We start from the raw sequence: 25,303 nt of genomic DNA on the forward strand, positions 1-25,303 counted from the left end.
TAGAAAGGTCGTGTCAGTTATATGTCTTTAACAGCTGGTATCGTAGGTTTGCCGAACGTTGGGAAATCTACATTATTTAATGCAATTACAAAAGCAGGCGCATTGGCTGCAAACTATCCATTCGCAACGATTGATCCTAACGTGGGAGTCGTAGAAGTTCCCGATGCACGTTTAGACAAGCTAACGGAGCTTGTTGAACCGAAGAAAACTGTTCCAACCGCTTTTGAGTTTACGGATATTGCCGGAATCGTAAAAGGGGCATCAAAAGGAGAAGGGCTTGGAAATAAGTTCTTATCCCATATTCGTGAAGTGGATGCAATTTGCCAAGTTGTCCGCTGTTTTGAAGATGAAAATATTACACACGTTTCCGGATCGGTAAACCCGATAGATGACATCGAAGTCATAAATTTGGAGCTTATCTTGGCGGATATGGAATCTGTTGAGAAACGTCTGCAGCGTGTAAGTAAAATGGCGAAACAAAAAGACAAAGAAGCTTTAATTGAGGAACCAATTTTAACTAAAATCAAAGAAGCTTTGGAAATGGAAAAGCCCGCACGTTCGGTTGAATTATCAGATGATGAACTAAAAGTGGTAAAAGGGCTTCACCTGTTGACAATTAAACCAATGTTGTATGTAGCAAATGTTTCGGAAGATGAAGTGGCAGATGCTGACAACAATCCATACGTTCAACAAGTTCGCGAATTTGCAAGTGCGGAAGGTGCCCAAGTCATTACCATCTGTGCGAAGATTGAAGAAGAGATTTCGGAACTGGATGACGAAGAAAAAGCAATGTTCCTTGAAGAATTGGGAATCGAAGAGTCGGGACTTGACCAATTGATTCGTGCTTCATATGATTTGCTGGGCTTGGCCACATATTTTACTGCAGGGGTACAGGAAGTGCGTGCCTGGACATTCCGAAAAGGCATGAAAGCTCCTCAGTGTGCCGGAGTCATCCACTCGGACTTTGAACGCGGTTTTATCCGTGCCGAAACAGTATCTTACGATGATTTAGTGGAAGCTGGATCGATGGCTGCGGCAAAAGAAGCCGGGAAGGTACGTCTGGAAGGAAAAGAATATGTTGTTCAAGATGGCGACGTTATGCTATTCCGCTTCAATGTATAGAAAAATTGCTTTATAAAAAATACTCGACCCAAAGAAGGCCGAGTTGATTATATCTTATATCAAAAAACATGAACCGGGATTGATCACGGTTCATGTTTTTTTGTCCAGTTTAACGAATTTGGAAAGAAGTTGTCGCTGAACTGCTTGTATAATTTAATTTCGTTGTGTCACTCTTTGCTTTATATGTACCTTTTGTTGTAAAGATTGATGTTGACATATAGCAAGTTAGCACACCGTTTGAATTTGTTGCAGATTTTAAAATTGTTGCTCTACCGCTTGGAGAAGTAATCGTAAGCGTAACATTCGCATTGGAAAGAGCCGCTCCATTGGCATCCACTACTTTTGTGGTAATTGTTACTCTTTCTCCACCAAGGTAGGATGTTTTATTGGTAGATACCGTCGTATTTGTTGTTAATGCTGCAGGTGCTGGTGTGTTAGCTGAAACGACTGGTGCTTGAATCAGACCATACCCAAAGAATGTATCTTTGCCTGCCAAGCCTAAGTCCACTGCACTGCTTTCTAATTTTTTGCGCAAGTCCGAAGCAGATAGCGTAGGATATGTTTGTTTTAATAATGCTAGATTACCCGCAACATATGGTGCAGCCATTGATGTACCGCTCATATAAACATATTGGTTTCCTATGTATGTACTTAAAATGCTTTCCCCAGGTGCCGCTACATCCACTGCAGTGCCAGTTGATGAGAAGAAAGCTCTTGCATCTAAATTATTGGTTGCACCGACAGCAATAGTCGAATCATAGCGAGCCGGATAATTGACAGTATCCCCGGAGCCGTCAGCAGTGCCACTATTCCCGGCAGCTGCCACTACTAAAATCCCTGCATTGTATGCTTTATTCACCACATCTTTTAAAGCCAATGATTCACCTGATAACCCTAAACTTAAATTGATGATGTCCATCTTATTGGTAATGGACCAATCAATCCCCGCAATAATATCGGAAACATATCCGCTGCCATCTGCATCCAATGCTTTTACTGCATAGACATTTGCATCCGGAGCAACGCCTACAGTTCCAATTATGTTGTTTTCGGCACCGATAATTCCTGCTACATGTGTACCATGTCCGTTATCATCTTGGTAAGAAGAAGTATAGTCGGTGAAGGAAACGCCACCGGCAATGACTAAATCTTCATGAGAAGCGACCCCTGTATCAATAACAGCGACATTGGCACCTTTTCCTGTTACGCCGCCTGACCATGTTTTTGGTGCATTGATTCGTTGAATTCCCCAGTCTTGTGTTTGAGCCGTAACTTTTACAACCTCATCTTTTTCCACCGCTGCAACATTTGGGTTGTTTTGCAAACCTTTAATTGCTGTTGCCGGCACTGAAATCGCTAAAGCTGGAACGTGTTTATATTCACGGTTCACTTGGCCTTTTGCATTGGACACCAAAGTTTTATCGGTTTTTTCTTTGAATAAGACAATAACCCTCTCTTTGCCATTGCTGTTTTTTGCATTTTCTTTTCCTGCAAGGTTCGCAGCGGATACACTGCCGGAAAGAAGTGAAAACGCGAGTATGAATACAAGCAAAATTGCTATGTTTTTCTTCAAAAGTAATGCCTCCCTTATTTTTTGCACAACGACTATTATCATTTAATCATTGTAATTTTCTCGGTTTTTTCCGAGTACATTGTAATTTATCGTCAGCACTTACCACTTTTTTATATTTGTTTAGAAAAAATTTATCATCTTATTAAAATAAAAATCTATAACTTTTATCCTATAAAAATAGCCTGCAATTTCAAACTTGATATAAAAAAGAGCAAATCACTCCATACTTTGTGTACGAGGATTTGCTCTTTATTTACTTATGGGAGGCTTGCTTTTCATCTAAATAAACATGCACACTGAATTGCTCCGGAAGGTCCTGGACCAAACAATCATCCGGGTATTTCCTAAGCTTGAAGATGCCGATAAAGTTTGCCAGGCCACCAGCAATAAAAGAGGCGCTCGCAAGCAGTAAAGGGTAGCTTCCCGTAGCAAAGCCAATCGCTAACGGGATGACTCCCGAAAAGGAAAAGGACGTTAGGAAAATAGATTGATAGTGTACATTTTTGATTTTCTCTGTCGTTTTTGAAAAGATGAGCCCTTTTTCGGGATAAATCGAAAGAGATAGCGATTCAGGAGCTACTTTAGCTCGCAATCGATACCCAATAAGGTTCAATATTTCGTTAAGCACTACTAAAACCAAAGAAATGATCAAGTAAATCGCTGCTCCCAATAGGAATCGCAAAATACTAAAAGAAAACTGGGGTTGAATCATATAATTGATGGCTACAAATAAAACGCTTAATATGATTGTGAGCATGATCGTTTGTTTGATCACCTTTTGTTCGTTGATTGAAATTACTTGTACTTGTTTAGACATTCTTAAATCCTTTCTTTAAATACATACAGCTGAGGCAGCTCCGGGTCATCCTTTACAAGAGCGTCGTTCGGGAATTTCCGCAATTCTTTATACATATAAAAATCGCCTACTGCTCCTGCAATCAAAAAAGCACCCAAAATTACGAGCAGGTTGGAATTCGCCGCCAAGCCAATTATGGAAGGTAGTGCGCCGGTTGTCCAAAAGGGCAATAACAAAGACCTTTTCATCGCTTTATTTGATAGAGGTTGTGTTGTGGTAGCATAGGCTACTCCCAACTTTAAATTGATTCCGTAATCCAATTGTTTATACGCTACCTTTCCAAAAACCATAAAACCGATTAAGTGGAAAACCTCATGGAGAACTATTAATATGAAATAAAACATGAAAAAAAGCAAGAAATCCCAGACGGTAATGGACCCGGCAAAATTTTGATGAATCAAGCCATTCACAATCAAAAACAACAAGCATAAACCAATTGTTAACAGGATGTTCATTTTGGCAATTTGTCGCATATCGAGTTTAATAATGGTTGGTGTTGCGTCAGGAGACATTTTTTCACTTCCCTCTTAACTATCATTATATAGGTTATGATCTGTTTTTTGAATCAACCTTTATTGGGGGTAGGAAGCAGAAGGTTTCATGAATGGAAAAGATTGCAACTGCACTTATTTTGGTCGAGCTGCATTTTCTAATTGCGTAAAGACTTTTAATGTGATACAATTCTTTGATGTGAGTATATGTTACTTACTCCTTGCTCCCGCAACGTCGGAGAGCCCAAGTCCATAAGGAGGTGCAAAATAGATGAAAAAGTATGAATTAATGTACATCGTTCGTCCGAACATTGAAGACGACGCGAAAAAAGCATTAGTAGAACGCTTCAACGAAGTTCTAACTTCAAACGGCGCTGAAATCATCGAGTCTAAAGAGTGGGGCAAACGCCGCTTAGCTTATGAAATCAACGACTTCCGTGAAGGTTACTACCAAATCGTAAAAGCGAACGCTGGCACAGAAGCAATCAACGAGTTCACTCGTTTAGCTAACATCAGCGAAGACATCATTCGTCACATGTCTATTCGTGAAGAAGCTTAATAACCATTGAAATTAATTAAAATCGCTGGTAAAGGAGGTTGAAATTGTGATAAACCGTGTCGTATTAGTTGGAAGACTGACGAAAGATCCAGAGCTTCGCTATACACCGAGTGGCGTTCCGATGACCCGTTTTACAGTCGCTGTAAATCGAACTTTCTCGAACCAGCAAGGTGAGCGTGAAGCAGACTTTATCGGTTGTGTTGCCTGGAGAAAACAAGCTGAAAACTTGGCAAACTTCATGAAAAAAGGAAGTTTGATCGGAGTGGAAGGCCGTATTCAAACAGGAAGTTTTGAAGGTCAAGATGGAAAACGTGTTTATACAACAGATGTTGTAGCGGATTCAGTTCAATTCTTGGAACCGCGCAACTCTGGCAGTGGAGCAGGAATGCCAAATCAACAGTATGGAGGGCAACAATATGGGGGCAACCAACCTTCATATGGTACAAGCCAACAGACTCAACAATTTGGCGGCGGCAATAACATGGGTCAAGACCCATTTGCATCCTTCCCGCAATCTCAGCCTTCTGGCAATCAGCAAAATTATACACGTGTAGATGAGGATCCATTTGCATCAAGCAAAGGACCAATCGAAGTTTCCGAAGACGACTTACCGTTCTAATAGAAAAGCGGAAGCGGCTTGCTCAGGCTCGACACGCGATGGAGACTCCGACAAGAAGGCGCTTTTTGCCTTCGTAGGAGGAGTCGAAGCGACGCGAGAGCCTAGCCGCTGTAGCTAGACAATAGAAATGCACAAGCGTTTTTGAAACCCAAAAACTATAAAGGAGGAATATCGAAATGGCACAACGTCGCGGAGGCCGCAAACGCCGTAAAGTTTGTTACTTCACTTCTAACCATATTACACACATCGACTATAAAGATGTAGATTTACTTAAAAAGTTCATTTCAGAGCGCGGAAAAATTCTTCCACGCCGTGTAACTGGTACAAGTGCAAAATACCAACGTAAACTAACATCAGCTATCAAACGTGCTCGCATTATGGCACTTCTTCCATTCGTAGCGGAAGACAAATAAGATTGATTGCTTGAATAAAGCACAACAAGGCCGAACTGGTCTTGTTGTGCTTTTTTGATTTGGATGCAAATGGTTGCCAAATTAATAAATACTACTCCTTATCACATCGATAAAAACACCCCAAATAATTTACCTGGAATGATAACTCTATATCAGAGTACGATTCCCTCTTCAAATTTCCCTTGGAACTATTCCATTTGTTCCGCTTTAAATTCTATCTTCTGTTCCAAATCAACTCATTATTGTCGGATAACATCCAATTTTCTAAAAATTATTGCAACATATTTTATTAAGTTTTAAAATGTGTTATATAACACCGTGAAATAAGGTTCTTTGTTCTCTAATAGGGGAATTGTTCTGAAGTTAAAGACTGATTTCACTATTCAAGTGTTATGAAAGGTATTTATAGACAATAATTCTTATTTATTATTTATGGGGAGGAAAAAGAATGAGAAAGGTAATTGTCAGTGAGTTTGTTGACAATCAGAAATTTAGTCGATTTCATTTCGCATTATTGATTTCATGTATTTTCATTATTATTGTTGATGGTTATGATATGTTCATGCTTGGTGCCATTATGCCGACATTAATGGAAGAATGGAAAATGGATGCTGTCGCAGGAGGTCAATTGGGAAGTTATGCTTTATTCGGAATGATGATTGGCGCGCTTGTCTTCGGGCCAGTTGCCGACCGGTTTGGACGTAAAAATGTCATATTGATTTGCACCATTTTATTTTCCCTTTTTACTTTTACTTCAGGATTTGCCAACGGACCAAATTCATTCGGGATACAACGATTTATCGCCGGTGTTGGCCTTGGTGGAGTAATGCCGAATTTGATTGCGCTCGTGACGGAATATGCACCGGCAAAATTGCGCAGCACCCTCGTTGCAATAATGTTTAGTGGACATGCATTTGGTGGGATTGTTGCTTCGTTGGGCGCTTTGGCAATCCTGCCAAGCTTTGGTTGGCGTGGTGTTGTGTTTTTGGCATGTCTTCCGCTTTTACTATTGCCGCTTCTTTATAAAGTAATGCCTGAATCATACAGCTATTATATTAAAGTAAATAAACAAGAGCAGTTGGTTCGTACATTGAACCGAATCAATCCGGACTTCCAATTTGAAAAATCGGATCAGCTGGTTATGCACGAGTCGGACGATACTGATTCCTCGCTGCGAAAATTGTTTACAGAGAAACGTGGTTTTAGCACAGTCATGTTCTGGGTTGCAGCATTCATGTGTTTATTGGTCATGTATGGTTTGAGTACATGGTTGCCAAAAATCATGCAAAGTGCCGGATATCCAATAGGCTCCAGTCTCATCTTCCTAATTGTTTTAAACCTGGGCGGTGTAACGGGTGCCATCTTTGCAGGAAAGCTTTGCGATAAATTTGGTTCACGTCGGATATTGCTTGTATTCTTTGCATTGGGATTCGTTTCACTGACTGCACTGAGCTTTAGTCCGAGCCAGGTGCTCCTGTATATCATGATCTTTATCGCAGGGGCTACAACAACCGGAACTCAGATTAATACGAATGCTTATGTATCACAATATTATCCCTCTGGTATCCGCTCAACAGGGGTTGGCTGGGAATTGGGTATCGGACGAATAGGTGGAATGCTTGGACCGGTTATTGGCGGATTCTTATTATCTTCTAATTTACCAATCCACTTTAACTTCTTGGCCTTCGCAATTCCTTGTTTAATCGCCGGATTGGCCATTTTACTTGTCCAAGAAAAATATGGACACCTGGTAGCTCCTGAAGAACATGATGAAGTACAAGCTGATCACGCAGCAATTCATTAGAAATTTTCAATATCCTAACGATTTAAAACAAGTAGTTGAAAGTGACTATTTATGAATTTTATGGACTATTTTAAAACTTCTTCTAAAAAGGTTGAATATAATAATGAAAACTCGACAAAATCTTATCAGGTTTGTCGAGTTTTTTATAAAATAGAAATCTTTGTGCACCTCCGCTTTTTTGTCCAATGTATAAAAAGGTGGTACAATATACGAATGAAAGGATTTTCTTATTTAAACTAAGAAAGCTTAAAATTTGTGAGTTTGGGCAATGTCTAGCTCCAGCGCCCAGCCCCTCGAGGTCGCTTCAGTCCCTCGGTCGAAAGCTAGAAAGATGCTTTCGATTCGGGCCTTCCAGCGCTTGTCGGGGCTAAACAGGGCGCTTGCGCATTTCTTATTTAGTAGAAGGAAGGTTATAAATGCCGAATAATCAGACCAGAAGGCTCGCTCATGGTGCGATGATGATTGCACTATTTACGATTTTTATCGCCATAGCCTTTTATGTGCCAATCATTAGTCTAATTGCAACTTTATTTGCCCCATTGCCGCTTGCTTGGTACAGTGCAAAATACGATCGAAGTTCTTCTATCTTTGTTGCAATAATAGCGTGTATTGTTACTTTCTTTTTCGGAGGACTCCTAATCCTTCCGTTTTCGCTTATATATGCGGCGGTAGGTGTGGTCATAGGCGATGGCCTTCGATTAAAGAAAAGCAAAATATATTTATTTATGTCCACAGGAATTGCCGTATTAATGACTTTTGCCATTCAATATGTCATTTCCCTGAAATTATTCGAGACGGACTTTATTCAAGAATTTATGCAATTGATGCGAGAGAGTTATACAAAGACGATGGAGCTTTCAGAAAATCTAACCGGTCAAACCGCTGCCAATCAACAAATGTTAAATGTGATGTTCGACACAATGGAAGCGGCTATTCCAGCAACGATTACGATGGGCGCCTTTTTCTTTGCATTTATACTTATTTCAACGAATTTGCCAATGTTGAAACGTCTCGGTATCAATGTGCCGAAATTTAGAGCATTTAAAAATATGCGAATGCCAAAAGCAGTGTTATGGTACTACTTGATCGTCTTGTCCATTAACTTATTTATTAGCCCTGAAACTGGTACAGCACTTTATGTGATTTGTTTAAATTTTTCATTAGTCTTATGGTTGCTGCTGACTTTACAAGGGATTTCATTTGTTCATTATGTCCTTGATGCCTATACAGCACCTCCATTTCTAAAGGTGCTTGCAACAATCATGGCAATCCCGTTGTATTCCTTCTTTGTATTACTCGGAATATTTGATTTAGGGTTTGATATTCGTTCACTCATCAAGGGCAAGATTCAGAAGTAGGGAGCTGATAAAATGGATACTTACAGGAAGCGACAGATTCGACATCCTTTGATCTACCTAACGATGGTCGGCTTAGTGGGTGCAATTCTTTTGTTCTACTATAATATTTGGAGTGGAATAGCCTACACAGTTGTCACAGCCATCGGGTTAATATATGCATGGAGAACTGAAAAAATCACCTTCTCCCAAACAGAAAAACATATAGAGACACTATCTTTTCGAATGAAAAAAGTCGGTTCAGAAGCCCTCCTGGAGATGCCTATAGGGATTTTGCTTATCAATGATAAGTTTGAGATCGAGTGGGCGAACCCCTATATGACGGACCTTTTCGAGGGGGACTCCTTAATTGGCGAAGAACTGTTTATCCTCTCGGAAGAACTGCAAAGTTTAACGAAATCGGAAGAAAAACGTGAGTTGATCGTTTCAATCAATGAGCGCAAATATAAAGTGGTTTATAAACAGGAAGAAAAACTTCTTTATTTCTTTGATGTAACAGAACAAGTGAAAATTGAATCTCAATTTTATGCGGACCGAACCGTTGTGGCTATTTTGTTTATCGATAATTATGATGAACTAACTCAAGGAATGGACGATCAAACCCGCAGTTTAACCAATACAGTCATTACATCAATTATCAATGATTGGGCTTTTGAACATGGAATCTTTGCAAAACGGATTAACTCCGACCGCTTTTTAGCTGTTTTAAATGAATCGATCTTAAGTGAACTTGAAAAGAAAAAGTTCTCCATTCTGGATGATATTCGTGAGAAAACCGCTCAAAAAAACCTTTCGCTTACGCTTAGTATAGGGGTGGGCGCCGGCTCCTCCTCCCTTATTAAATTAGGGGAACTAGCTCAATCCAGTCTAGATTTGGTATTGGGGCGCGGCGGTGACCAAGTAGCCATTAAGCAGCCTAGCGGAAAATTAAGATTCTATGGAGGAAAAACCAACCCGGTAGAAAAACGAACGCGTGTAAGAGCGCGTGTCATTTCCCATGCTTTGCAGGACTTAATCATAGAAAGTGATCAAGTATTTATTATGGGGCACAAGCACCCGGATATGGATGCCATCGGAGCTGCAATCGGCGTACGAAAAATGGCTCAGAAGAATAAAGTGAATGGGTATGTTGTGGTCAATTTTGATGAGTTGAATGGCAGTGTAAGCCGCTTAATGAATGAAATTGAGGAAAATACGGACCTTTATCGATACTTCATTACAGCAGAAGAAGCGATTGCCATGATGACGGAAAAATCTTTGGTTATTGTTGTAGATACACATAAACCTAGTCTTGTCATGGATGAACGATTACTAAAACGATCCGACAAAGTCATTGTCATAGACCATCATCGCCGGGGAGAAGAGTTCCTGCAAAATCCCACGCTTGTTTATATGGAACCATATGCCTCTTCTACAGCAGAATTAGTAACCGAATTGCTGGAATATCAACCCGAAGAGGAAAAGTTAACAAAGCTGGAAGCTACGTCATTATTATCGGGTATTATTGTAGACACGAAGAGCTTTACTTTACGAACAGGCGCCCGTACATTCGAAGCAGCTTCTTATTTAAGAACATACGGCGCCGATACAATTCTTGTCCAGCAACTATTGAAAGAGGACATTGATACGTATATTGAGCGTTCCAAAATAATTCAAACAGTCGAATTTGTTTCTTCAGGCATAGCGATTGCCAAAGGGGAAAATGAAAAAGCATATGACTCTGTCTTGATTGCACAAACCGCGGATATTTTATTGACCATGAAAGATGTATCGGCATCCTTTGTTGTTGCCCATCGTCCAGATGGTTTAATCGGGATTAGCGCCCGATCGCTTGGAAATGTCAATGTGCAAATCATTATGGAAAAACTCGGTGGAGGCGGCCATTTAACAAACGCCGCGTGCCAACTGGAAACAGATACAATCGAAGATGCAATTGAATTATTGCAAAATGCAATTTCTGAAACAGTTGAAGGGAGTAATGAAGAATGAAAGTAGTTTTTCTTAAAGATGTAAAAGGAAAAGGAAAAAAAGGTGAAGTTAAAAATGTAGCAGATGGGTATGCACAAAACTTCCTTATTAAAAATGGCTATGCAGTGGAAGCGTCAAACCAAGCGCTAAGCCAATTGCAAGGCCAAAAGAAGCTTGAAGAAAAGAATGCAGCAGCAGAGTTGCAAGCAGCAAAAGACTTAAAAGAACAGCTTGAAAAGCTGGAAGTCAAAATCAAAGCAAAATCAGGAGAAGGCGGAAGACTATTTGGTTCAATCTCTACAAAACAAATAGCTGAAAGCCTGCAAAAAGAGCACGGCATCAAACTTGATAAACGCAAAATGGAGAGCGAAGGCATACGTTCTTTAGGTTATACAAACGTTCCAGTTAAGCTGCATCATGAAGTAAAAGCAACGTTAAAAGTCCATGTGGTAGAAGAGGCTTAAGCGAGATGTCTATGAACGATTCCGTTATGGACCGTGTTCCACCGCATAACCATGATGCAGAGCAGTCCGTGCTTGGCGCCATCTTTCTTGAACCGCAAAGTTTAATTACAGCATCCGAAATTTTGCTTGCCGCTGATTTTTACCGGATTGCCCATCAAAAAATCTTCCAGACAATGCTTGATTTAAGTGATCAAGGGAAAGCAATCGATGTTGTTACCGTGACGGAAGAGCTTTCGGTTAAAAAAGAACTTGAAGATGTTGGCGGCCTCTCCTACTTAACAGAACTTGCGAATGCTGTACCAACTGCTGCGAATATCGCATACTATGCGAAAATTGTAGAAGAAAAAGCGCTTTTGCGACGTTTGATTCGTGTAGCAACAAAGATTGTTGAAGATGGATACACACGCGAAGACGAAGTGGAAGTCCTTTTGTCTGAAGCCGAGAAGAAAGTGATGGAAGTCGCCAACCGCAAAAATGCTGGCGACTTCAAACATGTAAAAGACGTACTTGTTCACACCTATGATAATATTGAACAGCTCCAATTCCGCGAAGGCGATGTGACGGGAATACCGACAGGCTTTAATGATTTGGACCGAATGACTGCCGGGTTCCAACGCAATGACTTGATTATTGTAGCCGCTCGACCTTCTGTAGGGAAAACAGCCTTTGCCTTGAACATTGCCCAGAATGTTGCCATAAAGGCGCGTGAAAATGTGGCAATCTTCTCCCTCGAGATGGGAGCAGAGCAGCTTGTCATGCGTCTATTGTGTGCGGAAGGAAATATCGATGCGCAAGTGTTGCGTACAGGTGCCTTAACGGCAGAGGACTGGAGCAAGTTAACGATGGCGATGGGAAGTCTATCGAACTCGGGCATTTATATTGATGATACACCAGGCTTGCGTATCAATGAAATTCGTGCCAAATGCCGTCGACTTGCACAGGAACATGGATTGGGCATGATCCTGATCGATTATTTGCAGTTAATCCAAGGGAGCGGGCGAAGCGGTGAAAACCGTCAACAGGAAGTATCCGAAATTTCCCGTTCATTAAAAGCGCTTGCGCGTGAATTAAAGGTTCCGGTTATTGCCTTATCACAGTTATCGCGTGGCGTTGAGCAACGCCAAGATAAGCGCCCGATGATGAGTGATATCCGTGAATCCGGAAGTATTGAGCAAGATGCGGACATCGTGGCTTTCTTGTATCGTGATGATTATTACGACAAAGAAAGTGAAAATAAAAACATGATTGAAATCATCATTGCCAAACAGCGTAATGGTCCAACCGGGACGGTAACGCTCGCCTTTAAGAAAGAGTTTAACAAATTCATTAATATCGATTGGTCCCAGCACCCAATGCCTGTAAGTGCTGGTTAGGTTTTTAGAACACGAACAATGGTTGTTGGTTTATAACCGTTTGTTCGTGTTTTTTCTGTTTGTTCATTGACTTCATGAATGTTCACTGTTACAATTAATTCGGTTTGATAAAGCAATTATGAATTATAAAATTTAGTGTTTTAGTAAAATATAAATCAAATTTGTTAATAGCGTATGCGAATTTAGCGGAGGTGCTGATATGACATCAGTTGTAGTTGTTGGGACACAATGGGGAGACGAAGGTAAAGGGAAAATTACGGACTTCCTATCAAAAAAAGCAGATATAATCGCTCGTTTTTCAGGCGGCGATAATGCAGGCCATACCATCAAAATTGGCGATGAAACATATAAATTGCATTTAATTCCATCGGGTATTTTTTATAAAGAGAAATCATCCGTGATGGGGAATGGAATGGTCATTAACCCCAAGTCATTGGTAACGGAATTAAAGGGATTGGAAGAGCGCGGAATTGATACATCGAACTTGCTTATTTCCAACCGTGCACAAGTCATCCTTCCTTACCACATCTATCAAGATAAAGTAGATGAAGAAGCGCGTGGGGATAATAAAATCGGGACAACTTGCAAGGGAATTGGCCCATGCTATCAAGATAAAATTGCACGGATCGGAATTCGCATCGCGGACTTGCTTGATCGCGAGATTTTCGAACAAAAATTACGTGAAAATCTAGAGCAAAAAAACCGTCTATTTGAAAAGTTCTATGAAGTGGAAGGTTTAAAATTCGAAGATATCTTTGAAGAATATTACGGGTATGGCCAAGAAATCGCAAAATATGTAACTGATACTTCAAAAGTATTGAATGACGTATTGGATGAAGGCGGCCGTGTCCTATTTGAAGGTGCTCAGGGTGTTATGCTTGATGTAGACCATGGGACATATCCTTTCGTTACTTCTTCAAACCCTGTTGCGGGCGGTGTAACGACAGGTACAGGAATTGGCCCTTCACAAGTTTCCCGAGTAGTGGGCGTATGTAAAGCATACACATCCCGCGTAGGCGATGGTCCATTCCCAACGGAATTATTTGATGAAGTGGGTCAACAAATCCGTGAAGTCGGCCGTGAATATGGCACAACAACAGGCCGCCCTCGCCGTGTAGGCTGGTTTGACTCGGTTGTGGTTCGCCATTCCCGCCGTGTAAGCGGAATTACAGATCTAGCCTTAAATTCCATTGATGTATTATCAGGACTGGAGACAGTAAAAATCTGTACAGCTTATAAATACAATGGCGACATCATTACGGAGTACCCAGCAAGCTTGAAGGTACTAGAAGCTTGTGAACCGGTCTATGAAGAACTTCCAGGCTGGCCGGAAGATATTACAGGTGTCCGTACATTAGAAGAACTGCCGGAAAACGCACGCAAATACGTAGAACGTGTTGTGGAACTAACAGGTATCAACCTAATGACCTTCTCAGTAGGACCAGCACGCGAGCAGACTAACATAGTTAATCCTATCTGGGATTAACTATGTTAGTCCTGCGCCGAAAGCAAAGCGACAGGCGCAAACAGGATAAAGAATCCTATCTGGGATTAACTATTTTGTTCTGCACCGAAAGCGAAGCGACAGGTGCAGACAGATAACAAATCCTATTTGGGATTAATATGTTAGTCCTGCACCGAAAGCAAAGCCACAGGCGCAAACAGGATAAAGAATCCTATTTTGGATTAACAATGTTGGTTCTGCACCGAAAGCAAAGCGACAGGCGCAAACAGGATAAAGAATCCTATTTGGGATTAACAATGTTAGTCCTGCACCGACAGCAAAGCGACAGGCGCAAACAAATAAAAAATCCGAGTTTGGAAGTAAAAACTCCCAAACCCAAAAACTAATAAAGAAGCCCAATTTCTCAGCAAACTCGAGAAATTGGGCTTTTTCTGTTTCTATTCTTTTGAATTAATATTAGAAAATTTAAAAAATATTAAATTTTAAGTAAAAATAATGTAAATAAAATAAACCATTAAACCGAAATAATAGAGGAGGTCTCTAAAAATGCTATTTTTTGTAAAATCAGATGTTCTTCACCGAATTGGAAAGGGTTGAAAAAATGTTTAAAGGCTATTCGTTAAAAAAGAAATTATATCTATCATTTTTTGTTGTTTTATTATTGCCTACTCTGATTATTGGGTCGATTTCCTATTTCACCATGAAGAATAAAATTGAAATGGAAATGGAGAATTCAGCAGCAGAGAATACGAAAACTTTAAGTTCCATTATTACAGAAAGCATTCAGATGAAAATCAATGATGCCACCTACCTTGCCAGTTTCTTCGATCGTTCCTCCATTCTGGAAGGTGCGAACAGCTCAACAGGTAAGCTGTTGGAAGAGTACCAAAAAAATCACCCTGAATTATTAGCGGCCTATGTTGGTACAGATACTGGCGTTACCTTATTGAAACCCGAGCAAGAGCTGCCGAATGGGTATGACCCAAGAGAACGAGAATGGTACAAGGGGGCGATGGCAAATAAGGATAAAGCCTATGTGACCAGTCCTTATATCGATGCCTTTACAGGAAAAGTTGTTGTGACCGTTGCCAAATCTCTGAAAGATTCATCCGGAGTAGTGGGATTTGATTTAAATTTAGATAATATCGCTTTAATGGCAGGCAATATTAAAATTGGGGAGAACGGATTTGTCTCCATTTTGGATCAAGATGGAAAAATTATTGTTCATCCAAATCAAGAACCCGGTTCAACGATAAAGGAATCCTATATAAAAAATGTTTATGAAAAAGATGCTGGTTCTTTCTCTTATCAAACAGATGAAGACTCAAGAATCATGCTTTTCGAAACAAATCCATTAACGGGTTGGAAGCTTACGGGCACAATTTTAGGTTCTGAAATTAAAAGCGAGACCATGCCGATTTTATATAAAACGATGATCGTCATTCTCATTTCCCTAGTTCTTGGATTGGCGATTATAACATTCATTATTCGTTCCATTACGAACCGCCTCCAGCTTTTAGTCGAAGCTTCCCATCTAATTAGCCAAGGGGATTTAAAAGTGAGCAACATCCCTCAGAATAGCAAAGATGAGCTGGGACAATTGGGAAGCACCTTTAATCAAATGAAGGAATCCCTGCATTCTGTTTTACTGGATGTCAATCAAAAGTCGGAAATACTGGCTGCAGCTTCCGAACAGCTAAGCGCCAGCGCTGAACAAACAGGCGTTGCCTCCGAACAGGTCGTATCTGCTATACAGCAAGTAGCGGCGGGCGCAGAAACGCAAAATGCTATTCTTGAATCGAGTACACAATCTTTATTGGATATGACAGGCTGTATTCAGGAGTTAAATGAAAAGGCTTCGATTATTTCCGGTGTATCGGCTGAAGCAACAAGTCAAGCAGAATTAGGAGGAAAATCTGTTGAAAGAACATTGCAGCAGATGACTTCCATTTCCAAGTCGGTAACAAATACGGATGACAATATCCAATCCTTATCTCAACGATCAAATGAAATTGTTAAAATTCTCGATGTGATTACAGGCATAGCGAACCAAACCAATCTTCTTGCGCTAAATGCAGCCATTGAAGCGGCACGTGCGGGAGAACAAGGGAAAGGCTTTGCAGTGGTAGCCAATGAGGTAAGAGTACTAGCTGAAGAATCCAGTTTATCTGCGAAGCAAATCACTGAGATCATAAAGGAGGTTCAAATCGATACCAAAAATTCAGTGAAGCATATCGACAAGGTAAAAGTAGAAGTTATGGAAGGGCTAAATGTGGTTTCCGAATCGCAAGAAAGATTTAAGGAAATTGAAAATTACATGAAGAAAACCGTCGAACAAATCCAAGATATCTTACTTTCCATCCATACAATCAATGAAGGCTCCCAACAACTTGAAACGACGATGCTGAAAGTGAAGAATGTTGCCTTTGAAACAAGCGCGGGCACGAAAAATATTACAACATCAAGTGAAGAACAACTTGCTTTTTCCGAAGAAATTACGGCTTCTGCTCAATCACTTTCCAATATGGCAGAAGATTTGCGTTCCCTTATTGCGGAATTTAATATTTAGAATTCCGATGTAAATGTAGGAGCACCATTTCAAAATAGAAATGGTGCTTATTTTTATGAAAGAATGAGTAAATCAATAAAAATTTATTGAAAAACGATAAATAATTATCTATAATCATATACATAATACTATGTGAGGTGTTTTTATGAAACGAAGTTCAACGCTCTTTTTAAAGATAGCGCTTATTTTTATAGGGATACCGGTTTTGGCAGCATGCTTATTTTTGCTGCCCCAGATTGCAATGGAGGCAAATGAGGCAGTAAAAAAAGGGTCCGACTTGGCATTTATGGTATATGGGTTATTGATGATCATGTATATATCGGTAATCCCGTTCTACTTTGCGTTGTATCAGTCTTTTAACCTGTTAAGCTATATAGACAATAACCTGGCTTTCTCCGCTTTTTCGGTCAAGGCGCTTAAAAAAATAAAAAACTGTGCAATTATTATTGCGGCTTTTTATGTGGCAGCTTTGCCATTCATCTATATAATCGCCGAGGTGGACGATGCACCAGGCCTTGTAATCATTGGGATGGTTTTTGTTTTCGCTCCATTGGTTATTGCTGTCTTTGCCGCCGTTCTCCAAAGACTTTTGCAAGAAGCGATTCTTATAAAATCAGAAAACGATTTAACGGTCTGAGGTGGGAATATGGGGATTATCATTAATCTAGATGTAATGCTGGCGAAGAGAAAAATGAGCGTAACTGAACTATCAGAGAAGGTAGGAATTACAATGGCCAACCTTTCAATCCTGAAAAATGGCAAGGCAAAAGCCATTCGATTTACAACATTGGAAGCAATTTGCAAGGCTTTGGAGTGCCAGCCAGGGGATATTTTGGAATATAAAGATGAAGAAAAAACGCAAGAATAACGAATTTGTTGTGGCTGTAACTGCGCAACCGGGAACAATCCTAGTAAGGAATGGCTCCCGGTTGTTTTTTATTTCTTTTACGAAATAATATCCAGTGGGTTTTGTCGAATCTAAGCGTGAACACGCGAAAAGGTATGTAAAAATCATCAAAGGGATGGTGCTTAAAAGACAAAAAGCATCATAGAAAAATGCACCATTCTATCAAATAACTAGAAAGCTAACAAATAAATAATAACATAAGGTGAATAAAAAACTTATTTTAGATATTTATACCTAGTTTGTGACAAAAAACAATCAAATAATACAATTATATTACAAAAGCTTCAAAAGACTTAATAGAAAAAAAGATTATGATACTGTTAAACAGTGTGAATTTGCACATGAAAAATTGGTCCGAGGAATTGGACTGTCTTTGGAAGGGGCCTATCATGAGTTCGAAGTGGAACATCAACGAAGACTTTACAAAGAAACAAACTACAAGTCTTATAAATAGCAAAAGAAATCAGTTAGTGAGAGCTGCACTGATTGCTGTATTATTCACGGTGATTGGTTACGGCTTTACTTTTTTAAATCATGGAACAGCAAATGCAAACGATTCAATTGAAAAGGTATTTCATGTATATGTAAAAGATACATATATTGGCGCCGTTTCAAATAAAGAAGCAGTTGCGGAAGTGATTGAGGAAAAAGAAAAACAAGCAAAAGCAACTTACAAAAATTACAACCTAGATGGTAATTCAAATATTACTTTGATTCCGGAACAAGTATTTACATATGAAACGGATGATCTAGCAACTTTAGAAAAATTAAACGAAGAGTTGATTGTGGAAGCAGAAAGCTATGCTTTGCAAATCGATGGGCAACCTGTGATTTATTTAAAGGATAAAGCTGCCTATAATAAAACACTCCGTTTATTTAAACTACAATACGTATCTGAAAGTGAATTAAAACAATATGAAGCGAATGCTTCAGTTGAAACATTACCCGCTTTAAAAGAAGATGAAACACGTATTAAAGAAATTAATTTGACTGAATCGATTTCAGGAGAAGAAGCGAAGGTCAATCCGGCAGAAATTGTTACGCCGAAGAAAGCAGTGGAATTTTTAAAAACAGGTTCGCTCCAAAAAGAAAAATATGAAGTTCAGCAAGGAGATGTGCTGGGTTCCATTGCGTCTGACCATGACTTGGCTACAGCTGAATTGATCGAGTTGAATCCAGGGTTGGCAGAGGACGCTTTACTGCAAATTGGACAAGAAATCAATGTGACAGTTGAAAAACCATTAGTGAACGTAGAAATCGTCAAAGAGAAAAAAACAATCAATAAAATGCCATTTGAAAAAATCGTTAAAAAAGACAAGAAGAAGTATAAAGGCGAAAAAGTTGTAAAACAAGAAGGCTCTAATGGAAAGAAAGAAGTATCTTATGTAATATCTGAAGTAAATGGTAAAGTCGTTGAAAAAGAGGTTACCGAAGAGAACGTGCTATCCAAGCCGGTTGACCAGGTGACAATTGTCGGTACGAAAGTGGTTTCATCACGGGGTACGGGCGACTTTGCATGGCCAACAGTTGGCGGTTATATATCCAGTCAAATGGGTGAACGCTGGGGAAGCTACCACCGGGGCATAGATATTGCACGCCCGTCGAACTATAATATTCTGGCAGCTGATAACGGGGTTGTTACGTTTGCTGGTTGGGATGGAACATATGGCCAGAAAATCACCGTCAATCATAATAATGGGTATCAAACAGTTTATGGGCATCTTTCTGAAATCAAAGTAAATGTTGGACAAGTCGTACCTCAAGGTTCCGTAATGGGAATCATGGGTTCTACAGGTCGATCCACAGGTACGCATTTGCATTTCGAAATACTTAAGAATGGTTCATTGGTTAACCCATTATCTTATTTAAAATAACATCATTTAGACAGTCCTGGTAAGGGGCTGTCTTTTTCATTGGCGGCGGAGGAAAAACAAAAGAAGAAAATTTGCCTTTTTTGTCGAAATATTTCCTGGAAAATAAATATTTTTTGTGGGTAGAACTGTTTGATTTAATGGATTGACGGTTTCTAATTCTCGTTCGGTTCGTTTATTTGATATAATGAAACTATACTTCATTTAAATAGAGGTTAAATATTAGATGACCATTTAAATTTACATAAATGGCATTTCTATAGATAGTCGAATAGTGGACTTAATTTATCTTGACCAAGTTTGATAGATAGATTAAATAAAAAGGAGAAAAAAACAATGACGAAAACAATATTAGTTGTAGATGATGAGAAGCCAATTGCAGATATACTGCAATTTAATTTAGTAAAAGAAGGATATCAGGTAGTCTGTGCTTACGATGGGGACGAAGCTTTGGAAAAAGTAGAAGAGTCACAACCGGATTTAATGTTATTGGACATTATGCTTCCAAAGAGAGATGGAATGGAAGTGTGTCGCGAAATCCGCAAGAAATATGACTTTCCAATTATCATGCTAACAGCGAAAGGTTCTGAAATTGATAAAGTTCTGGGCCTTGAAATGGGAGCGGATGATTATGTAACGAAGCCATTCAGTACCCGTGAACTCATTGCCCGCGTGAAAGCAAATATGCGACGCCTAAAAGTATCAAACCAAGTAGATGAAGCAAAAGAAGAATCGAACGATATTACGGTGGGTGCATTAATTATTCAGCCTGATGCGTATTTGGTTTTAAAACGTGGAGAAGCGATCGAATTGACGCATCGTGAATTTGAATTATTGCATTATCTCGCAAAACATATCGGCCAAGTTATGACGCGTGAACATTTGCTTCAAACAGTTTGGGGATATGACTATTTCGGAGACGTAAGAACCGTTGACGTTACGATTCGCCGCTTGCGCGAAAAAATTGAGGACAATCCTAGCCATCCAAACTGGATTGTGACACGCCGAGGGGTAGGCTACTACTTACGAAATCCTGAACAGGAGTAACAGGAATGCATAAAGTGAGTTTTATTAAGTCAATTCACGTAAAGATTGTTTTAATCTATGTATTATTGATTATTATCGCATTACAGATTATTGGCATCTACTTTTCGTCCGAACTGGAAGATAATTTAAAGGATAATTTTCAAGAATCAATTACCCAAAGAATTGACTTGGTTCAATATAGTATACGTGAAGAGCTGTCGAAAGAAAGCGATGAGACGTTACAAAGCTTAAACACGATTGTCCGGGAGTTTTCGACTCGTGATATTAATAAAATCTTGGTTCTTGATAAAAAAAATAAAGTACTGGCTGCTTCAGGGGCAGATAACCAGTCCAGTGTAGGACAGCAGTTTAAAAATGATCTCGTGGCAAAGGCAATCCATTCTGAAACTTACGCGGACAGCATCAAATTGGACGAAGAAACGCGAAATCGCGTTTGGGTGCTGGCAACTCCAATCATGGACAGAGTCGGCCCAAATGGCGAGGTAATTGGTGTCATTTATATCGAATCCGATATTGAAAGTGTTTTTGAGCAAATGGAAGATATTAACCAGATCTTTGCTGTTGGTACTTCCATCTCGCTGGCCATCACCATTATTCTGGGGATTTTATTTGCCAAGACCATTACAAAGCCCATTATGGATATGCGTAGACAAGCTCAAGCCATGTCGCGAGGAAATTACTCAAGGAAAGTCCGGGTTTATGGGGATGATGAAATCGGCCAACTTGCCATTGCATTTAACCATCTAACAAATCGACTGCAAGAAGCACAGTCTACAACTGAAGCGGAGAGAAGAAAACTTGCCTCTGTATTAAGCAACATGACGGATGGGGTGATTGCAACCGACCGTAAAGGAAAGGTGATCTTAATCAATGATCCTGCAATGAGCTTTTTGGAAGTTACACGTGAAACTACGTTGGGAAGGCCAATTGCTTCCGTTTTGGAATTGGACCAAGAATATAGTTTCGAAGATTTGATTCATATGCAGGAATCGATCAATTTAAATTATAGTACGCAAGAAAACCCTTTTATTTTAAGAGCAAATTTCTCTGTAATTCAAAAAGAAACCGGCTTTGTTAATGGTTTAATAACAGTTCTTCATGATATTACGGAACAAGAAAAAATCGATATGGAACGACGGGAATTCGTGGCGAACGTATCGCATGAATTGCGTACGCCGCTAACTACGATGAGAAGCTATTTAGAGGCCCTTGCAGATGGTGCATGGAAAGATGAACAGATTGCACCTACCTTTTTAAATGTTACACAAACAGAAACTGAACGAATGATTCGCCTTGTGAATGATTTATTGAACTTATCGAAAATGGATAGCCGTGATTATAAACTAAATAGGGAAGTCGTGGAGTTTAACAAATTCTTTAATCGCATTATTGACCGTTTTGAAATGTCAAAATCCCAAAATGTAAAGTTCATCCGATATATACCGGACCTTTCGTACTTTGTTGAAATTGATACAGATAAATTAACGCAAGTCATTGATAATATTATCTCCAATGCATTGAAATATTCTCCGGATGGCGGGAATATCCGGTTTGGAGTGACCGTGCATGAAAATATGCTGAAAGTAATGGTTTCAGATGATGGCATGGGAATTCCAAAGGAAAACGTAACGAAAATATTTGATCGTTTTTATCGTGTGGACAGGGCAAGATCCCGTGCAATGGGCGGTACCGGTCTGGGACTTGCGATTGCCAAAGAAATGATTGAAGCACATGACGGCAAGATTTGGGCTGAGAGTGAGGAAGGAATAGGAACAACCATTTTCTTCACATTGCCATTTGAATTGGACGAGGCGGGTGATTGGGAGTGAAACATGTAGAGCAAATTAAGGCATTTGTCCTCCTCTTCCTGGTTTTATTAAGCTTAGTCCTCACTTTCTTGATATGGACCTATACACCGGATTATCAAACGATCGAAGAAGCCCAAGGCGAAAATAAAAAAATCAGCACCGATAAAGAAAAAGAGTTAGATCAGGTAATTAACCCATACAGAATGCTGGTTCATGAAAATCAAAATCTTTCAGGCACGGTTGAATCAGCCCAAATTGACAAAGTGATCAGTGCTCTTAGCCAGTTAAATGCTACGGAACCTACGTCCAGCAGAAGAAATATATCGGAAGATTACTTCAATAAAATGATTAATTCCGGAAATCGTATGACTTTATTTTATCCTGATGAAGTTCCCATCAATACATTCCGTTCCATTTTGAATTTTCCAGAAAATGTACAGCTGAACAACGTATCATTTAGTCATCTAATCATTGATTATAGCCAAACAGGAAAATTGAAATTATATTTCCTCAGTGAAAAGAATCGGACGCTTTATACAATGAATGCAGCGATGGGAGCTAGACTATTTGCCCAAAGCTTTTCGGAGGTTATTCAAAATACTGTACGTTATATCGAAGTTCAAAGGGAAGGGGAATTTTCGCTTTACCTTCCGGAAAACCCGGTTGAATTGTGGGAATATCATTACTATATGGACGAAATTCCTCTCGAATCTTTTGAAGAGGCATTGTTTAAAAATCCAAATATCGTACAGAAAAATATCGAAAATGAAACTTCTACTAATTATAATGATGAAAGTGCCATTATGGAAGTTGATACGAAAAGAAAAACAATTAAGTATGCCTATCCGGATGCTGAAGGGATTCATGCAATTAACCGGTCTGATCTGATACAGGATAGCCTGGATTTTCTTAATAATCATGGGGGGCTGACGGGCGATTACAGATATGCCTATAGTAACCCTGAAGGGCGTATCATAAAATACCAATTATTCTTTCAAGATCTTCCTGTATTCAGCGGCATTACATCTACAAGAATATCCATGGAATGGGGAGAATATCAGATTTTCCGATATGAAAGACCTTATTTTAAATTTGGCGTTTCTGTTGAGACATTTCAGCGCCAATTGCCGGCAGGCAGCGAGATTGTGGACAACCTTTCTAGTTTGGAAAACGTAGATGAAATCTTGGTGGGTTATTCTTTAGAGAAACATCCCGAGAAACGCATTTATATACTTAAACCAAGTTGGTTTGTCATTAAAGATGGCGTTGGAATACCTATACCGACGGAAACATTGGGAGGGACAGCAGATGGATTGGAGTAAGTCGAAATCTATATTTATCGTCGTATTTCTGATCCTGGATGTCTTTTTATACTCCCTATACTTAAACCGGCATACAGAAGCTCAGAAAATGGAAACTACATTATTGGGAGAAGACCAAAATTTTGAGGTTTGGCTAAAAAATGATAACATTTCTTACGAACATTTACCGATAAATATTGAAAAAGCCCCTTATATTTCGGGTACAGTAAAAAACTTTGCAGAAGCGGAAATTGACCTTCCAAATGAGCAAACAGTTGTCATTGAAAATAAAAATAAGCTTCTGGTGACGTTGGAAAAACCGGTGGCCGTGAACATCGAGGATCCATCCTCCTTAAATGATTTCGTGAAATCAAATGTCTATGAAGGAGCTTCCTATACTTTATGGGAAGTGGATGCCGAAAAGAAACAAGCGACATTTTATCAAACCATCAATAAAAATATAATCTACCATAATATTAACAGCCTTGTGATCGTTTACTGGAATGATGATGAAGAGATTATCAAGTATCAGCAAACTTTTTTGGAAGATATCACTGCTAAAGAGGAACAGGAAGTGTTGACACCCCCTTTAAGAACGATTCAAACTCTTTATAATAAAGGTCTGTTACAGTCAAATTCAACGATTCAGGAAATGAATTTAGGTTATTCGACACTCGTGCAAGGAACAAAAAACCAAGTTTTTGTTCCAACATGGGAAATCCGTGTGAAGACGGCAAACGATACAGAAGAAGAATACTTCGTCAATGCAGTTGAGGGCGGAGTGATTGATGTGAAACTGAATGCTTCAGAAATCCAAGAAGTTGAAGAATTAGTAGAAGAGGCCATCACAGAAGAAGATGAATAAACGACACAGAGTTAGAAAAAAGTAAGGAGTAATTGTATGCGATTTAGTGTTTTGGCAAGTGGAAGTACTGGAAATGCCATCTATGTTGAAAATGATGAACATGCATTTTTAGTCGACGTTGGCTTGAGCGGGAAAAAAATGGAGCAGCTTTTTGCTAAAATTGATCGCGATATGAAAAAATTATCCGGTATTTTCGTTACACACGAACATAGCGATCACATAAAGGGATTGGGAGTGGTTGCCCGAAAATATAATGTTCCCATCTATGCAAATGAAAAAACTTGGCAAGCAATGGATGGACAGATCGGCAAAATTCCTTTGGATCAACGATTTGTTTTTAACATGGAAGCCGTTCAATCCTTTGGAAGCTTAAGTGTAGAATCTTTTGCCGTTTCCCATGATGCAGCAGATCCGATGTTTTATGTATTTCATGAAAATGGCCGAAAGCTTGTCTTGATTACCGACACAGGCTATGTCAGTGACCGCATGAAAGGAATCATCCGTGGGGCAGATTCCTTTGTCTTTGAAAGCAATCATGATATCGGGATGCTTCAAATGGGGCGTTATCCTTGGTCTGTGAAGCGGAGAATTTTAAGTGATGTAGGGCATGTGTGCAATGAAGATGCAGCGGTAGCGATGAGTGAAGTAGTGTTTGAAAAGCCGACACAAATTTATTTATCCCACTTAAGCAAAGACAATAATATGAAGGACCTAGCGCGAATGAGCGTCACGCAAACCTTGCAATCCTGTGGAATCATTCCCGGCGAATATGTAAATATTCATGATACGGATGCAGAAGAACCAACAGCGCTTGCAACAGTTTAAACACCAACTGGATAGGTTAAAGAAAGGTATAACATTTTTTTGTTATAC

22 protein-coding genes are annotated in these 25,303 nt (G+C 39.6%); 19 read left to right on the plus strand and 3 right to left on the minus strand.

The genetic code is table 11. The annotated features are described in order from the left end of the window. Nucleotides 1–21: 21 nt before the first annotated feature. Nucleotides 22–1,122: a redox-regulated ATPase YchF gene (gene ychF / locus D1B33_RS10770; RefSeq protein WP_118876407.1), complete on the plus strand. Its 1,101-nt coding sequence runs from the start codon at nt 22–24 to the stop codon at nt 1,120–1,122. 109 nt (nt 1,123–1,231) lie between these two features. Here ychF and D1B33_RS10775 read toward each other — a convergent pair whose 3' ends face one another. From D1B33_RS10775 to D1B33_RS10785, 3 genes are all read right to left on the minus strand, one after another. Next, nucleotides 1,232–2,695, minus strand: a complete 1,464-nt coding sequence (locus D1B33_RS10775; protein ID WP_118876408.1) for a S8 family peptidase — start codon at nt 2,693–2,695, stop codon at nt 1,232–1,234. A gap of 253 nt (nt 2,696–2,948) precedes the next feature. After that, nucleotides 2,949–3,512, minus strand: a complete 564-nt coding sequence (locus tag D1B33_RS10780; protein WP_118876409.1) for a metalloprotease family protein — start codon at nt 3,510–3,512, stop codon at nt 2,949–2,951. 2 nt (nt 3,513–3,514) lie between these two features. Next, the gene (locus D1B33_RS10785; protein WP_118876410.1) at nt 3,515–4,063 is read right to left on the minus strand and encodes a DUF3267 domain-containing protein; all 549 of its coding nucleotides are present in this window, start codon (nt 4,061–4,063) and stop codon (nt 3,515–3,517) included. A 250-nt stretch (nt 4,064–4,313) separates the two neighbouring features. On the opposite strand from D1B33_RS10785, the gene rpsF reads away from it, so the two are divergent. The 18 genes from rpsF to D1B33_RS10875 all read left to right on the plus strand — a co-directional run bounded on the left by rpsF (nt 4,314) and on the right by D1B33_RS10875 (nt 25,255). Beyond that, a complete protein-coding gene (rpsF, locus tag D1B33_RS10790) occupies nt 4,314–4,601 on the plus strand; it encodes a 30S ribosomal protein S6 (protein ID WP_118876411.1) in 288 nt (95 codons plus the stop codon). A 46-nt stretch (nt 4,602–4,647) separates the two neighbouring features. Next, on the plus strand, nt 4,648–5,220 hold the full coding sequence (ssb, locus tag D1B33_RS10795) for a single-stranded DNA-binding protein (protein WP_118876412.1): 573 nt from the start codon (nt 4,648–4,650) through the stop codon (nt 5,218–5,220). Nucleotides 5,221–5,396: 176 nt separating this feature from the next. Continuing rightward, nucleotides 5,397–5,633 (plus strand): 30S ribosomal protein S18, encoded by a 237-nt coding sequence (rpsR, locus tag D1B33_RS10800; protein ID WP_118876413.1) that lies wholly within the window; start codon nt 5,397–5,399, stop codon nt 5,631–5,633. 448 nt (nt 5,634–6,081) lie between these two features. Further along, nucleotides 6,082–7,437, plus strand: coding sequence for an MFS transporter (locus tag D1B33_RS10805; protein ID WP_118876414.1), 1,356 nt, complete (start codon nt 6,082–6,084; stop codon nt 7,435–7,437). 416 nt (nt 7,438–7,853) lie between these two features. Further along, nucleotides 7,854–8,795, plus strand: a complete 942-nt coding sequence (locus D1B33_RS10810; RefSeq protein ID WP_118876415.1) for a YybS family protein — start codon at nt 7,854–7,856, stop codon at nt 8,793–8,795. A gap of 12 nt (nt 8,796–8,807) precedes the next feature. Then, nucleotides 8,808–10,781 carry a DHH family phosphoesterase gene (locus D1B33_RS10815; RefSeq protein WP_118876416.1) on the plus strand — a complete coding sequence of 658 codons (1,974 nt, stop codon included), beginning with the start codon at nt 8,808–8,810 and terminating at the stop codon, nt 10,779–10,781. Beyond that, complete coding sequence (gene rplI, locus D1B33_RS10820; protein WP_118876417.1) at nt 10,778–11,224, plus strand: 50S ribosomal protein L9; 447 nt, start codon at nt 10,778–10,780, stop codon at nt 11,222–11,224. Before D1B33_RS10815 ends, rplI begins: the two co-directional genes overlap by 4 nt. Before the next feature lie 11 nt (nt 11,225–11,235). Further along, entirely contained in the window at nt 11,236–12,597 is a 1,362-nt protein-coding gene (dnaB, locus tag D1B33_RS10825) for a replicative DNA helicase (protein ID WP_118876582.1), read from the plus strand. A gap of 199 nt (nt 12,598–12,796) precedes the next feature. Then, a complete protein-coding gene (locus tag D1B33_RS10830) occupies nt 12,797–14,083 on the plus strand; it encodes an adenylosuccinate synthase (RefSeq protein WP_118876418.1) in 1,287 nt (428 codons plus the stop codon). A gap of 580 nt (nt 14,084–14,663) precedes the next feature. Beyond that, entirely contained in the window at nt 14,664–16,631 is a 1,968-nt protein-coding gene (locus D1B33_RS10835) for a methyl-accepting chemotaxis protein (protein WP_158582960.1), read from the plus strand. A 145-nt stretch (nt 16,632–16,776) separates the two neighbouring features. Then, nucleotides 16,777–17,268 (plus strand): DUF2975 domain-containing protein, encoded by a 492-nt coding sequence (locus D1B33_RS10840; RefSeq protein ID WP_118876420.1) that lies wholly within the window; start codon nt 16,777–16,779, stop codon nt 17,266–17,268. Nucleotides 17,269–17,277: 9 nt separating this feature from the next. Further along, nucleotides 17,278–17,499: a helix-turn-helix domain-containing protein gene (locus D1B33_RS10845; RefSeq protein WP_118876421.1), complete on the plus strand. Its 222-nt coding sequence runs from the start codon at nt 17,278–17,280 to the stop codon at nt 17,497–17,499. 428 nt (nt 17,500–17,927) lie between these two features. Beyond that, nucleotides 17,928–19,412 (plus strand): M23 family metallopeptidase, encoded by a 1,485-nt coding sequence (locus D1B33_RS10850; RefSeq protein ID WP_118876422.1) that lies wholly within the window; start codon nt 17,928–17,930, stop codon nt 19,410–19,412. Between the two features lie 333 nt (nt 19,413–19,745). Then, on the plus strand, nt 19,746–20,456 hold the full coding sequence (gene yycF, locus D1B33_RS10855) for a response regulator YycF (protein ID WP_118876423.1): 711 nt from the start codon (nt 19,746–19,748) through the stop codon (nt 20,454–20,456). A gap of 5 nt (nt 20,457–20,461) precedes the next feature. After that, entirely contained in the window at nt 20,462–22,285 is a 1,824-nt protein-coding gene (gene walK, locus D1B33_RS10860) for a cell wall metabolism sensor histidine kinase WalK (RefSeq protein WP_118876424.1), read from the plus strand. Continuing rightward, nucleotides 22,282–23,586, plus strand: coding sequence for a YycH family regulatory protein (locus tag D1B33_RS10865; RefSeq protein ID WP_233549462.1), 1,305 nt, complete (start codon nt 22,282–22,284; stop codon nt 23,584–23,586). The genes walK and D1B33_RS10865 overlap by 4 nt, the downstream gene beginning before the upstream one ends. Next, the gene (locus tag D1B33_RS10870; RefSeq protein ID WP_158582961.1) at nt 23,573–24,430 is read left to right on the plus strand and encodes a two-component system regulatory protein YycI; all 858 of its coding nucleotides are present in this window, start codon (nt 23,573–23,575) and stop codon (nt 24,428–24,430) included. Before D1B33_RS10865 ends, D1B33_RS10870 begins: the two co-directional genes overlap by 14 nt. Before the next feature lie 36 nt (nt 24,431–24,466). Further along, nucleotides 24,467–25,255, plus strand: a complete 789-nt coding sequence (locus D1B33_RS10875) for an MBL fold metallo-hydrolase (RefSeq protein WP_118876427.1) — start codon at nt 24,467–24,469, stop codon at nt 25,253–25,255. Nucleotides 25,256–25,303 lie beyond the last annotated feature (48 nt).

Source organism: Ureibacillus yapensis (assembly GCF_003515775.1).
Classification (GTDB): domain Bacteria; phylum Bacillota; class Bacilli; order Bacillales_A; family Planococcaceae; genus Ureibacillus; species Ureibacillus yapensis.